We start from the raw sequence: 13,402 nt of genomic DNA, 5'->3' as shown, positions 1-13,402 counted from the left end.
TAATACCACCTCTACAATTATTCTCTACATGTCCCTCAAAACCCGCTGGCAGTTCTGGATAGACCGAGGAGGCACGTTTACTGATATCGTAGCCCGCAGCCCTGATGGAAAACTGATCACACACAAACTCCTTTCCGAAGACCCTTCTCATTACGAAGATGCAGCCATGCACGGGATCCGCCAGATACTCGGGCTTTCTGAAAATACATCTTTTCCTTCGGAAAACGTAGAAGCCATAAAAATGGGCACAACCGTGGGCACGAATGCCCTTCTTGAAAGAAAAGGAGAACGTACTGTTCTTGTTATAACAAGGGGTTTTGGAGATTCTCTCAGGATAGGGTATCAGAACCGTCCCGATATTTTTGCTCAGAAGATAGAACTTCCTGACCAGCTTTATGAGAGGATTATCGAAGTCTCCGGCAGGTATGGGGCAGACGGAGAAGAGCTTGTGCCCCTGGACCTTGAAAACGCTAAAAAAGAGCTGGAAGAGGCATTCAAAGCCGGTATCCGTTCGGCTGCAATCGTCCTTATGCACGCCTATCGATATCCTGAGCATGAGCTAAAGCTGGGCATGCTTGCCAGAGAGATCGGTTTTACACAGGTATCCCTGTCTCATCAGGCAAGCCCCTTGATAAAATTCGTGAGTAGAGGGGAAACTGCAGTTGTGGATGCTTATCTTTCTCCGGTGCTGCGCAGGTATGTTGATATGATCGAAAAGAGCCTGCAAGAAAAAGGTAGGGAAGCAGAAAGGAAAACACACGAAAGCCCTGAGGGCGAAGAAGGAGTGAAATATAGCCCAGCAGGTGGGCTAAGGCTAATGTTCATGCAGTCCAATGGCGGGCTTATAGATTCGGGGGCTTTCCAGGGTAAAGACTGCATCCTTTCGGGACCTGCCGGAGGAATAGTTGGAGCAGTTGCAACCTCCGAGATAGCAGGGGCAAAAAAGATAATAACTTTTGATATGGGGGGCACATCTACCGATGTAGCCCAGTACAGCGGAGAATATGAACGCAGCTTCGAAACAGAGGTTGCAGGTGTGCGCCTGCGTTCTCCAATGATGCGCATCCATACAGTTGCAGCAGGTGGGGGCTCGATTCTCCATTACGAAGGTGGCAGGTTCAGGGTCGGACCCGATTCAGCAGGTTCGGACCCGGGCCCCGCATGTTACAGGAAAGGTGGGCCTCTTACTGTTACGGACTGCAATGTTATGCTTGGAAAACTGCAGCCCGGATTTTTTCCAAAGATCTTTGGTCCAGGAGCGGACCAGCCTCTTGATTCCGAAGTTGTACGCAGGAAATTCAAAGAGCTTGCTGAAACGGCTTCTGTACAAGGGAATCTTCTAACTCCTGAGCAGGCAGCAGAAGGTTTTCTTTCCGTAGCAGTCGAGAATATGGCAAATGCGATTAAGAAAATCTCGGTCCAGAGAGGGTATAATGTAAAAGAATATACGCTCTGCTGCTTTGGAGGAGCAGGAGCTCAGCATGCATGCAGGGTGGCAGATGCCCTTGGAGTCAAAAGCATTTTCATTCATCCTTATGCCGGAGTCCTTTCCGCATATGGCATGGGGCTTGCAGATCAGAGGCTGATAAAAGAGCAATATATTGGGGCTGAACTGTCAGAAGGGCTGGTAAAAGAGTTAAAGTCAGTTTTTACAGGGCTTGAAGCTAAAGGGCGGCTTTCCATGCTTAAACAGGGAGTCAGGGAAGTCTGCATCGATGTGCTTCACAGGGCACATGTGCGGTATGCAGGCTCAGATACGCAGCTGGCTGTGGACTTTGCAGATAGCGTTGCATCCCTCAGGGCTGGCTTTGAGGAAGCCCACAAAAAACGTTTCGGATTTACAATGGAAGGCAAGTCCATTGTTGTAGAAGCCGTCTCTGTAGAAACTGTGGGGATTACAGAGAGAGTTTCTGATCCCCTGCTTGAGTTTAACAAGAATCAAGAAATTCCTCCTGTATCCAGGGTTCGGATGTACAGCTACGGAGAATCTCATGAGACTCCTGTCTTCAATACTGAAACCCTCGGACCCGGAGCCTGCATAAGCTGGCCTGCAATTCTTATTGAAAAGAACACTACAATCATAATCGAACCTGGCTGGCAGGGAGAAATCACTGCTCGAAATCACATTCTGCTTACCCGGAGAGCTCCGCTTCCTGCCAGAACAGCCATAGGGACAGATGTCGACCCAGTAATGCTTGAGATTTTCAATAACAGGTTCATGTCCGTTGCCGAACAGATGGGATACACGTTGCAGAACACTGCCCACTCTGTAAACATAAAAGAGAGACTTGATTTTTCCTGCGCGATTTTCGACAGGGAAGGAAACCTGATAGCAAACGCCCCTCATATCCCTGTACATCTTGGTTCCATGGGAGAATGCGTAAAATTCCTTATCCGTGCGCAGTCAAGGAGTATGCACGCAGGAGATGTATACCTCATCAATTCCCCATATCATGGAGGGACCCATCTTCCGGATATTACGGTTGTTACTCCTATGTCCGATGGGTCGGGAGAGATTCTTTTTTACCTTGCTTCAAGAGGCCATCATGCTGATATCGGTGGGGTTACTCCGGGATCCATGCCTCCGGAAAGCAGGAGAATCGAAGAAGAAGGAGTGCTCAGCGAGGGCATGAAAATAGTTGAAAACGGCATATTCCTCGAAGAAAGATTGAGAACATGGCTTGGCTTGGGTAAATATCCTGCAAGGAATCCTGACCAGAATGTGGCTGATATCAGGGCACAGGTAGCTGCAAACGAAAAAGGGCTTCAGGAACTGCACAGGATGGTTGAGGAATTTTCCCTTGAAATTGTTGAAGCCTATATGGGACATGTGCAGGACAATGCCGAAGAAGCTGTCAGACGGGTTATTGACAGGCTTGAGGATGGAGAATTTACGTATCCTCTTGATGACGAAAATGCAATAAAAGTGAAGGTTACAATCGACAGAGAGAACCGGAGTGCAAGGATTGATTTTACAGGCACTTCTCCTCAGCTTTCAAATAATTTTAATGCCCCTGCTTCTGTTTGCATGGCTGCTGTTCTCTATGCGTTCAGGACACTTGTAAAAAGTGATATTCCTCTTAATGCGGGCTGTTTAAGGCCGCTCAAAATCATAATTCCGGAAGGTTCCATGCTCAGGCCTGAACCTCCTGCAGCTGTTGTGGCAGGCAATGTTGAGACCTCACAATATATTGTTGATGCCCTTTTCGGAGCTCTTGGCACGCTTGCGGCTTCCCAGGGTACTATGAACAATTTCACATTCGGGAATGCTGATTTCCAGTACTATGAAACTATCTGCGGAGGAGCAGGTGCAGGCCCTGAATTCTCAGGAACGGATGCTGTCCATACTCACATGACCAACTCGAGAATCACGGACCCTGAAATCCTTGAGACAAGGTTTCCTGTTTTGCTTGAAGAATTTTCCATCCGACAGGGAAGCGGAGGAGAAGGCGAATTCAGGGGCGGGAATGGGGCTATCCGGAAGATCAGGTTCCTGAAAGACATGGATGCCGCTATCCTTTCAAGTCACAGGAAATTCCCTCCTTTCGGGCTCAAAGGCGGCATGTCCGGAAAATGCGGAAAGAATATGCTTATCCTCAGGGATGGCAGGGTTACCGAAGTTGGAGGACGTGAAGGGTTAAAGTTGAAAAGTGGAGATGTGTTTGTGATCGAAACACCGGGCGGAGGAGGATATGGCAGACCTGAAGCCCGCATGCCGCAGGTGTGAAAAAAATAAAAATTTCTATAGTGAATTTTGATTATTTAGGTAGTTATTATTTAGGTGGTTACATTTCCAGCCGGAAAATTATTTTTCAACTCCTAAAAACCAATTTTTTGAGGCATTGAACAGCCTTAACTCTTTGAATAGTTTTAACTCATTTTTTCATGATAATATCTTATCCAGCTGGTTTGTCCTGGCTGCTTCTTTGATCTCAATAGCTATTCGCCGACCGGTGGAAAGGTCTTTCTGCATCAAGTCCGAGTAGGGGGAGCCTGAAATATAAAAGTTTGTTCCTGATACGATCCTGCTTGAAAGTTCAAAGACCTTGATTTCAAGTGAGTCCGTGATAACAGCTTCAATACAGAAAGCTCCTGTAATACCGCCGAAAAGGGCAAGGGACTCTTCGACTACCTGTTCTCCGAGAGAAAAGATGCGGGACAGGAGAGATTCTCTTGCTACGAGAGGTACATTTCCTGTGAGTACATATGTCGGGCAGATTCCTGCTTCAATGAGTTCGCCGGGAGAGCCAAGCCTGAAGATCTCATCTGCATTGGACTCTACCCTGCGGTCCATGCTCAGGAGTTCAAGGCTGCCTTTGCTCAGGGTATATCCTTCGTTTCGGATTGGGGAGTAAAAGTAGTGAAGGTCGTAGCGGGTCCCGTTGATAAATTCCTGGACTGCGTACTTCCGGGTGCGGTCTACAAGTTCGTTGAATTCCTTGTAACTCCTTGCAACAAAGAAGCCTTTTCCTCCTTTTGCTCCTTCGTACTCAACCATTACAGGTCCTTTGATATCATGAGGATCATCGATTTTTCCAGGCATGTGAATGCCTGCCCCGAGAAACCACTTACTTTCTTTATCCCTGTCTGATTCCCATTCAATCGCAGCTCGGTTCCCGAAAGTGGGCACTGCCATTCCTGAGAAATTTTCCTTGCCAAGGTAGTAAATAAATGAACTGTGCGGGATTATAATAATGTTTTTCTTTCTTAGCTCTTCAGCTCTGTTCATTATATCCGTATAACTCTCAACAATAAGGTACTCGTCCGGCTTTGCTCTGGGGAATGCATCGTAGAATTTGGGGGGTTTGTCAGCACAGATCCCCAGAGTCCTGAAACCTTCTTTTCGCGCCCCGTCAAAGATCTGGAGGCTTGAGTGAGAACAGACTGTTGCAATAGTAATGTTTTCGGGATCGTAATCCTTCAAAAATTCAAGAACCTGCTGTTTAGTGATCATAATTGCTCCGATAAAAAGTTTTGATTGGAATATAAGTTATATTTAGGGTTTAGATTTGGTCTCTGTGTATAACTAACAGTGCATCTGTGTTAGATCAATAAAAAAGTTCTCTATAGCGATGTACTGAATGAAGAGAATAGGTAAAATAGATCATAAAGAGAATAAGAAAATAGATGAGAAGAAGAGGATAGATAATAAAAAAGAAAAGAATAGATAAGAAAAGAAACTAGTGAATAAAACGATTGAGAAATTATCTCGTTTTTGGGAAAGCAGAGAAGACTAACAGGTGTCATGTTTCACCTTCTATCTTACCTTACAATTCTGTAAGTATATACAAAGTCTCCTCCGGCTTTTCCATCTTTATCACCGTCCAGAGCAATTCCCCTTTCATCCATTATAAATCCAGATCCGGTCTCACTTCCAAGCAGAGTTATTGTTATCTCGGCCCCGTACTCGTCCATAGGATATTCATTATAAGGACGGAACATGAGCATTCTGGATCCTGCATCCAGAAACCCGTCCACAGGTTCTGGTGATGCGGAGCTTTTGACTATTACGGTATCTTCCGTAATCGTTGCGTTATTCATGGGCATATCGAACTCAATCCATATAGGAGAGTCACACCTGTAGGCAAAAGTCTGCCTGTCAGGGTAAATGGCTTTTACTTTGGGAGGAGTAGGTCCGTGTTTGAAAGATACTGGAAGAGACGTCAATGCTGCAGGAAGGGATCTTCTGTGAATATATTTTTTGATAATATATAAAAATGCAACTCCTGCAAACGCCCCCAATAATATCTTAGACCAGTTTCTTTTTCCGTGCATCTGTGGATCCATCCTCTCTGGTTTTATTCCACTTCGATTTTATGCCCGCTGTGTTTAGCTCTGTACTTTTTAATTGCATATACAGCAGTAACTCCGGCAAGTGTACAAATTATTATTTTGTTGAAGTTAATCATCGATGGTCCCTTCTCCTCCTCATATGTCTCTGTCTCAACTACTTCCTCGGCTTCTGGTTCTCTGTGGTGAAACCTCTTTATGAGGTATGCGCTCAGTAACCATTTTCCGTATTTCTTTGCTATACATGACAAAAATGAGCTGACGCACGCAGACGGTTCAGTATACTGTTGAGATCGTTCCACCTCTTCATGAGATTTTCCTGATCGCAACTTTTTCACAGCATATGTAGTAAGCATTAACTTTCCATACTTTTGCAATAATCCCCCTGTGCTTTCTTCGCGCTCTCTGGTTCCGAAATATTTGCCTTTCCTGAGCTTCTTCATCAAATATGCACCCAGAATTATTTTGCCATATTTGCTCAGCAATCCGTTCTTTTCAGGTCCTGAAACTTCGTGAGAATTACCTGATTTTAGTTTTCTCAGGATATATGCACCTAGCAACAGCTTACCATATTTTCCTAACAATCCAATACCCCCAAATTTCCAGGCCGGAGAATTCTTTTTAATATCATCCGGAAAGGAATACAATTAACACTCCTGTATCTATTCTATATCTCGCATAATATATAACGGCAACTATATAAGATATTTAATTATTTTTGACCGCTCACAACTTACAATGATTATCAAATAGACAGGGAATGCACATAGACAGGGAATGCACATGTCATGAAAATTAAGGCAAGCTTCCTGAAGTAAGGCTATAATTGAAAAGTTGATATGTAGCTCTACAGGGAAAACTCCGATAAAAGAAATAAATATCATTTCTCCGGTTTGAAGGTTAAAGGTCTGGTCTATAGAGACGGTTAATTGAAACTGGTGATAGAGAAAGATGTTGTTATTCGGGTTTATGAAAAAAATGGAATGAAAAAAAGTAAAGAGAAGAATTAAAAAGAAGAACTGAAAAGTTTTTCACAGGAAATTTTGTCATCTCATAATGTTGAACTTATATTCGAAGTCCCCACCGGCTTTTCCATCTTTGTCTCCATCCAGGAGAACACTTTTTGTATCTGTGATAGCTCCAGATCCGGTACCTGTTCCTATCAGAGTAATAGACACTTTGGCTCCGCCATTTTCTACAGGATACTTTCCATAAGGTCGGAACATCAGAATCCTGCTACCTGCATCAAGGAAACCATCTATGGGCTCGTCAGACACTGAGCTTTTAACTATAACTGTTTCTTTGGTGACAGTTGAACTGTCGATAGGTGCATCGAATTCGACCCAGTTCAGCGTAATTTCCGGCAACTACGCCCCCAACAATCCCAGCGGCTGATCCCATTAATAGGCCACCAAATAAATGTTTCTTTGTCAGTTCTATACCCCCTCAATACTTTACTAACTCGACCTATTTAAATTAGTTATGAGAATTCTTTGTAACTCTGTGCCTGGCTGAAAAATCAATGATAGTTGAAGAATTGGTGCTTATCATCTCTACTTGATGAGAAACTACCAGTTAATTTTGAATTTGGATGGAGTATTCTTTTAGTGTCTTCCTTTCAGGTGTACGCTTTTGGTTATATTATGAGGCACTTTTCGTGTTTTTTAAGGCCCTTCATGGAAATGGATTTGAGTTTTTTGTGTATTTGTTCCTCATGAACATATTTATCGTAAAGATATTTCAACATAATTCCTGCAATCAGACCGGCAATAACTCCAGAAGCGGACCCCATTAAAAGACCGCCTAATATATGTATTCTTTTCATTCTTTGCCCCCCCTACTATTTTACTGGTTCAACCTCAGTCTAACCTCTTTTAAAAGAACTCTTTGTAACAGTGTACTATTACAGCAGTGACAACCGATTCAAACGGCAACTTTCAGTAATTTAAAACCTGTACTCACCTGATACTTTTACCTCCTCTGTTTTCCTCCTGGCTGAGAATGATGTTTTCCGAAAAGTGAGTGTTCACCAATTCTTAGCAGAATAGAAAACTACCAGTTAGTTTTGAATTAATAACGTGTTTCTTTCAGATACGTATCCTTGATTATATTGTCGATATTATATATAATAATCACTAAATAAACTGATTAAATAAACCGGTTAAATAAACTGGTTGCCATCCTTGAATCACAGTCGACTGTAAAAAATAACGTTGATTTTATGAAATATCTTGTTACCTATATTCGATAGCTCTGCTACATTTATTCCTACCACAGCAGGAGAGAACCTTAAAGGCTACATATTTAAAGTATCCATTTCCTCTTTTTAATTATGCGTGGAACCTTCAGGGATATATTTGGTCCATTTGACTACGATCGATAGCCCTGGACATTGTAAGTGGCTTCTAGGCATATGTGTGTGGAAGTGAGGATAATGTGAAAAATAGCTATGCTTGGTTCTACATTAGCCTCACATAGGCCCCAGTTTCAATAATAAGTGGCTTCTGCCATATTATGCTGGCTGGATAAGTTCTAAGTATTATTCAATTGATTGTTGCAGGGCTGATGCCTGATTACTTTTTCCTGTTACTGTGAACCTTATAATGAATTCCGTACCCTTGTTCCTTTTCAGTTCAAGTTCCCCATCTAGTTGGTCTACAAGGGAAGTTACAAGCTGAAGTCCAAGGCTATCAATATCTTCAATATCAATGATTTCAGGAATGCCTACTCCATTGTCTGAAACTGTCAGAATAAAATTGGTAATTTTACTGCCTTCCTTTTTGTATTCTCCCTTTTCTTCTCTACGGAGTTCGATTTGGATTTCTCCTTTGTCTCTGCCAGGAAATGCATGTTTGAGAGAATTGGAAACGAGTTCATTGACAATTATTCCTAGTGGGACAGCAACGTCCATATCAAAGAATGTATTTTCCTCCAGATCTATGTTCAGCTGGATATTTTTACTGTTAAGGCTGTAAGTCTGGAAAAGATTTTCAGCTAGTTCTTGAAGGTATTCTGAAAAGTCCAGTGTATCGGTTCCTTCACCTTTGTACAGTTCCTCATGGATAAGAGCCATGGATATTACTCTATTCTGGCTTTCATGGAAGGCTTCAATAACTTTCGGATTATCGAACTTATCAGCCTGAAGGTCAAGAAGGGAAGAGATGACCTGCAGGTTATTCTTAATCCTGTGATGTATTTCCTTTTTACGGGTAATCTCAAGGTTTACCAGGGCTTTCTCTGCCTTTTTCCTCTCTGTAATGTCAAGGACAAAGGCTATGCCTTCATTACGCTCCTGATCGAAGGTAGCTGACCCAATAATAATTGGTATGCGTGAGCCGTCTTTGCGAAAGTATTCCTTCTCATAGGGCGTGTTCACGCCTGTTGCTCTCAATTCCGCGGTGGCGCACTCATCCAAATGTCGGTACTCCGGTGGAGTTATCTTATCCCATTTAATCAGTCCGGCCTGCAAGTCCTCGCGCGTGTAGCCGATTATCTCCAGCAATTTATCGTTGGAATCGGTGATCGAACCATCCAGGTTATAGTAAAAGACGCCGATGATACTGGATTCATAAAACCTGCGCAGGCGCGCTTCACTCTCACGCAGTGCTTTATCTGCCTTGATACGCTCAGTAATATCCTGAACTGTTCCTTTTATTCGAATAGGGGAATTTTTCTCATCAAAAATAACCTCGGCGTATGTATGGACATTACGTTCTTCCCCGTTAGCTAAAACTATTCTATAGTCACCACCTGCACTAGGTTCTCCATTAAAAGCTTTTTTAAGGGCAGTATCAACAAGGTCTCGATCTTCGGAATGTACATAACTTAAAAACTCATCGTAAGTTGCGGCGAATTCTTGTGGAGTACGTCCAAAAATGCGATATAGCTCACCAGACCAGTGAACTTCACCAGTCACAAGGTTCCAGTCCCAATTTCCAATATGAGCCAAACTTTGAGCTTCAGCAAGACTTCTTTCACTTTCCTTCAAAGAATTATAAGCTTTCTCAAGCTCAGCTGTACGCTCCTTAACTTTCTCTTCTAAAGTGTCGTGTGCTCTCATAAGGGCTTCCTCGGCCCGCTTACGCTCGGTGATGTCGCGCACGGCGCCCCGTGCGATCAGGTCGCCGCCTTCTAAATAATACGTCGACATAGCTTCAAGCCAGAGAACCGTCCCATTGACGTGCATTACACGAAACTCGAACCGCGCAGAAATGTCGGGAGTATTACGAGCATTCTTATGTGCCTTTGCAATGTCGCGCTCAACCATCTTACGGTCGTCCGGATGTACTCTCTCAAGCCACTTTTCATAAGTTATCGGGGACTTCGGGTCGCACCCGTACAGCTCATACGCCTCGCGGCTGAAATGGATTAGCTCTCGATCGGCGTTCCACTCATAGAGACCGATACGGCCGGCATGGCTCATGCGACGCAACCGTTCTTCTCTAACCCTCAACGCATCCTCGGCCTGCTTGCGTTCAGTAATATCCTGCGTTATGCCGAAACCGCCGATAAGTGCTCCATTTTTATCGAGTTCAGGATATGCTTTTTCACGCACCCATTTGATCTTACCGTCTACGACAATGCGATGTTCGATGTCGTATGGCTTACCCTTTAACCCTGCCTTAGATTCTTTGTCGACATATTCCCTGTCATCCGGATGAACCGTTGAAAGAAAAGTCTCGTAGGTCAAAGGAATGCCTTTTTGAATTCCGAAGATACGATGATTCTCATCAGACCATGTTAATTCGTTTTTACAGACATTCAGACGCCAGCTTCCTATATTCCCCACAGCCTGAGCCCGGTCGAAATCTTCACTGTTTTTCTCCAGTTTATCCACCAGAATATCTCGTTCCTCCAGCGACTGGGCCAATTTGATGTTACTATGGCTTAGCTGTGGGAGCATATTGGCAAGTTTCATGAAGAAAGACATGCTATTTTCAACAGTTTCTCTGCTCAGCCGTGGAACTTTTTCTAAAGCTGCTATGTATTCCTCTTCATTAAAGCCATATTTTCTAGCCTGGGATAGGAAGAGTTCGTAGTCCGGAAGCTCGTCGTCAAAAAAGAACTGACCTGAGAAGATATTGCCGATGTGCTGGCCGGCAACAATGATAGGAGTTACTATGTCCCACATGTTGTTTTTGCACCTGTAGAGCTTAAACTCTCCCGGAAGAACGCCTGTGGACAGCTTTGTATCACTTTCTACGCAGTGCCTGCAGGTTTCGGGATGAACCCTATGGAACTCGGTGCAGATCTCCTGCCATCCAACACCTATCAGAACATTGCCTTTGAGATCAAGTAAGGCCATGGTAATGTGAGCAAATTTATAAAAATCATCCATGATGGACTGGACTGCCTGAATATCAATAATTTCGGCCAGCTCAAGGTTTTCTGCCTTCCTGGTAGGTGAGAGGTTATCCTCAAGCTTCAGCCTGAAGTGATGCTCACTCTTGCACAGTCCCTCCTCAGCCCTTTTGTGCTTGGAGATATCCCGGTTCAGTGCCATATTCTCGGCACGTAACTCTTGATTGGCTTTTTCCAATTCAGCGATCCGTTTTCGCATCTGGATCTCCGTTTCATCCTTATCCGGCAGGTTAAAAATAGATATAATAATTCCCCAACCCTGCTTTAAAGTAGGGCATTAATAGTTATGTTAAATCTTTTTATCTTATCCTGTTGTCTAATAGAATTGACGTAAACGTGATCATAGGTAAATCCCTAATGCCTAGCAATTTATAAATATTTATCCAATTATATTTATGAAATTAACCATATATAATTTTTAAGACTTGAGGGAATGAAGTATCAGCAAATTGGTTATTTTCCAGTTACAGCGTTTCGAGCAGCAAGATAAGATTGTTCTGCAATTTCTACACTTCCCTTAAGGTCAGTAATTTTCATATCGAATTTACAGGCAAATTCCTTAACATTAGCATTAAATTCAGAATTATTCACAAGTCCGGTATCTATTTTTGCAGCTGTACAATAAAGAGAGTTTTTCAAATACTTATTATTGAAATCTCGACCCTTAGCTTTATTTTCCAGCCGCTTCCAGCTCGAAGCCCACATAGGAGTCAGATAAATTGTGCCCATTCCTCTGAATTCGAGCATGCATCTGGCATACGCCTCATTTCCTCCAAGAGCTAAACTGATGCAGTCTTCTATCATCTCTCCGTTTTTATCCTTCAGAAAAGAAAGCGGACACCTAAGCTCTGCAAAGTCTTCTTCCATTTTACCAAATGTATGCCCACAGGTACCGTAAAAAATCAGGATTCTGTCAGAAAAAGGAGCCATTTCCCTAATGTTTTTGTACACCTCAGTTTTCAAGGTCTCAAGATTCGCGTGCAAACCCATGCTAAGAAGGTTTACTACAACAGTTACCTTTTTCTCTTCTCTTAGTTTCCTTTTCTCAAGCATTCTTTTGAAAAAGGGAAATAATGTCAGAAATTTTGCAGGTGCTTTTAAATCAGGACGGCCTTCATCTTTAAGAAGCATTGGAACCCTATCCAGAAAAGCTCTTCTAGGAACACAATTTTTCAACTTAAGTTTGTGAAGGAGACCTGAATTATCCTGATTTTCCACAGTTATTAGTTGTTTAAGTTCACAGTCTTTTGATAATACATGTACTAGCTCGTCTTCAAGCATTCCACAAGCAATTATGCTAAGTACAGGCATAGGCTCACTACCCATATGTGAATACAAAAAGTTGTTCAATCACTTTTATTCGCCCCTATTTCCACTTTGAGTTCGTTATAACAATCTTCAAAAATTTTCTGATTCCCGTCATCAAATTCCAAGATTTCGAAATCAAATAATTCTGCAAATTCCCGAATAGAAGCATCGAAATTTTCAGTATATTCAAGCCCGGTATTAATCTTTGCAACCCTCTTGTAACCGATCATTTCATGGGTCTTTTTCATTAGTTTCAACGCTTTGGCTGGGTCTCTATTTAGCCTATCCAGTTGAAGTAATTCCCTCCAGCCCTTGCTGTACATAGGAGTGAAAAGATATGTTCCAGCATCACTAACACTTTTGAGTATTCTTAGATAGTTATTGACCCCTCCCACAGTAGCTCCTATGCAGTCATCTACAATTCTGTGATTCTTATCCTTAAGAATACGAACCGTGCATGGGAGAGAATCAACCTCAAAATCTTTTTCAACATTTCCCATCACATTTCCACACAAGCCGTAAAAGAGTAAAATTCCGGAAGAAAAAGGGGCAAGGATGTTTATAATCTCATATACTTTGTTTTTCAACTCTTTAGGATTACTGTGAAGGCCCAGTTTCATTAGATGGATCAGAACAGTATATTTCTCGCATTCACTTTTGATTTCGGGAAGTGAGGAGATATCTTTTAGAGGGAACACTTTATACTGAAGGTTTACTTTATTTAGCTTTTCTGTAAATTCCCGGATATTTTCGTTTTCAACTACAATAATCTCATTAATCGAAGAGTCATTTTCAAGAATCCAAACGATTTCATCCTGCATTATCTTGCATGAAATAATACTCATGATAGGCATAAGATGTCTCCTCAGAATGTACTCTCTTTATGTTTACTATAAAACCTCGATTTTTTGAGCAATAAATTAACTATATTAATATGGCATAC

General features: G+C 42.6%; 9 protein-coding genes. 1 reads left to right on the top strand and 8 read right to left on the bottom strand.

Translation table 11 applies throughout. The annotated features are described in order from the left end of the window. The first annotated feature begins 28 nt into the window (after window positions 1-28). Window positions 29-3,727 carry a hydantoinase B/oxoprolinase family protein gene (locus MSHOH_RS12340; protein WP_048143446.1) on the top strand — a complete coding sequence of 1,233 codons (3,699 nt, stop codon included), beginning with the start codon at window positions 29-31 and terminating at the stop codon, window positions 3,725-3,727. A gap of 156 nt (window positions 3,728-3,883) precedes the next feature. On the opposite strand, the gene MSHOH_RS12335 is transcribed toward MSHOH_RS12340, so the two are convergent. The 8 genes from MSHOH_RS12335 to MSHOH_RS12300 all read right to left on the bottom strand — a co-directional run bounded on the left by MSHOH_RS12335 (window position 3,884) and on the right by MSHOH_RS12300 (window position 13,313). Next, window positions 3,884-4,954 carry a formate--phosphoribosylaminoimidazolecarboxamide ligase gene (locus tag MSHOH_RS12335; RefSeq protein WP_048140011.1) on the bottom strand — a complete coding sequence of 357 codons (1,071 nt, stop codon included), beginning with the start codon at window positions 4,952-4,954 and terminating at the stop codon, window positions 3,884-3,886. Window positions 4,955-5,262: 308 nt separating this feature from the next. Further along, window positions 5,263-5,667, bottom strand: a complete 405-nt coding sequence (locus tag MSHOH_RS12330) for an Ig-like domain-containing protein (protein WP_239450951.1) — start codon at window positions 5,665-5,667, stop codon at window positions 5,263-5,265. 131 nt (window positions 5,668-5,798) lie between these two features. Continuing rightward, window positions 5,799-6,374, bottom strand: a complete 576-nt coding sequence (locus MSHOH_RS12325) for a hypothetical protein (protein ID WP_048143445.1) — start codon at window positions 6,372-6,374, stop codon at window positions 5,799-5,801. A gap of 462 nt (window positions 6,375-6,836) precedes the next feature. Next, window positions 6,837-7,157 carry a hypothetical protein gene (locus MSHOH_RS12320; protein WP_052730852.1) on the bottom strand — a complete coding sequence of 107 codons (321 nt, stop codon included), beginning with the start codon at window positions 7,155-7,157 and terminating at the stop codon, window positions 6,837-6,839. Window positions 7,158-7,426: 269 nt separating this feature from the next. Then, entirely contained in the window at window positions 7,427-7,615 is a 189-nt protein-coding gene (locus MSHOH_RS12315; protein ID WP_048140006.1) for a hypothetical protein, read from the bottom strand. Between the two features lie 714 nt (window positions 7,616-8,329). Then, window positions 8,330-11,350, bottom strand: a complete 3,021-nt coding sequence (locus MSHOH_RS12310; RefSeq protein ID WP_048140004.1) for a PocR ligand-binding domain-containing protein — start codon at window positions 11,348-11,350, stop codon at window positions 8,330-8,332. A 254-nt stretch (window positions 11,351-11,604) separates the two neighbouring features. After that, window positions 11,605-12,477 carry a DUF1638 domain-containing protein gene (locus MSHOH_RS12305; protein ID WP_239450950.1) on the bottom strand — a complete coding sequence of 291 codons (873 nt, stop codon included), beginning with the start codon at window positions 12,475-12,477 and terminating at the stop codon, window positions 11,605-11,607. 20 nt (window positions 12,478-12,497) lie between these two features. Beyond that, a complete protein-coding gene (locus tag MSHOH_RS12300) occupies window positions 12,498-13,313 on the bottom strand; it encodes a DUF1638 domain-containing protein (RefSeq protein ID WP_048140001.1) in 816 nt (271 codons plus the stop codon). Between the last annotated feature and the right edge of the window lie 89 nt (window positions 13,314-13,402).

This window comes from Methanosarcina horonobensis HB-1 = JCM 15518 (genome assembly GCF_000970285.1).
GTDB classification, from domain to species: Archaea; Halobacteriota; Methanosarcinia; order Methanosarcinales; family Methanosarcinaceae; genus Methanosarcina; species Methanosarcina horonobensis.
Note: the sequence above shows the minus strand (reverse complement) of the source record. Positions and strands in the feature narration are given on the sequence as shown.

Excerpts from the sequence above, each read along its gene's own strand:
- MSHOH_RS12340 (WP_048143446.1), top strand. The coding sequence starts at position 29 with ATGTCCCTCAAAACCCGCTGGCAGTTCTGGATAGACCGAGGAGGCACG.
- MSHOH_RS12335 (WP_048140011.1), bottom strand. The coding sequence starts at position 4,954 with ATGATCACTAAACAGCAGGTTCTTGAATTTTTGAAGGATTACGATCCC.
- MSHOH_RS12315 (WP_048140006.1), bottom strand. The coding sequence starts at position 7,615 with ATGAAAAGAATACATATATTAGGCGGTCTTTTAATGGGGTCCGCTTCT.
- MSHOH_RS12310 (WP_048140004.1), bottom strand. The coding sequence starts at position 11,350 with ATGCGAAAACGGATCGCTGAATTGGAAAAAGCCAATCAAGAGTTACGT.
- MSHOH_RS12305 (WP_239450950.1), bottom strand. The coding sequence starts at position 12,477 with ATGGGTAGTGAGCCTATGCCTGTACTTAGCATAATTGCTTGTGGAATG.
- MSHOH_RS12300 (WP_048140001.1), bottom strand. The coding sequence starts at position 13,313 with ATGCCTATCATGAGTATTATTTCATGCAAGATAATGCAGGATGAAATC.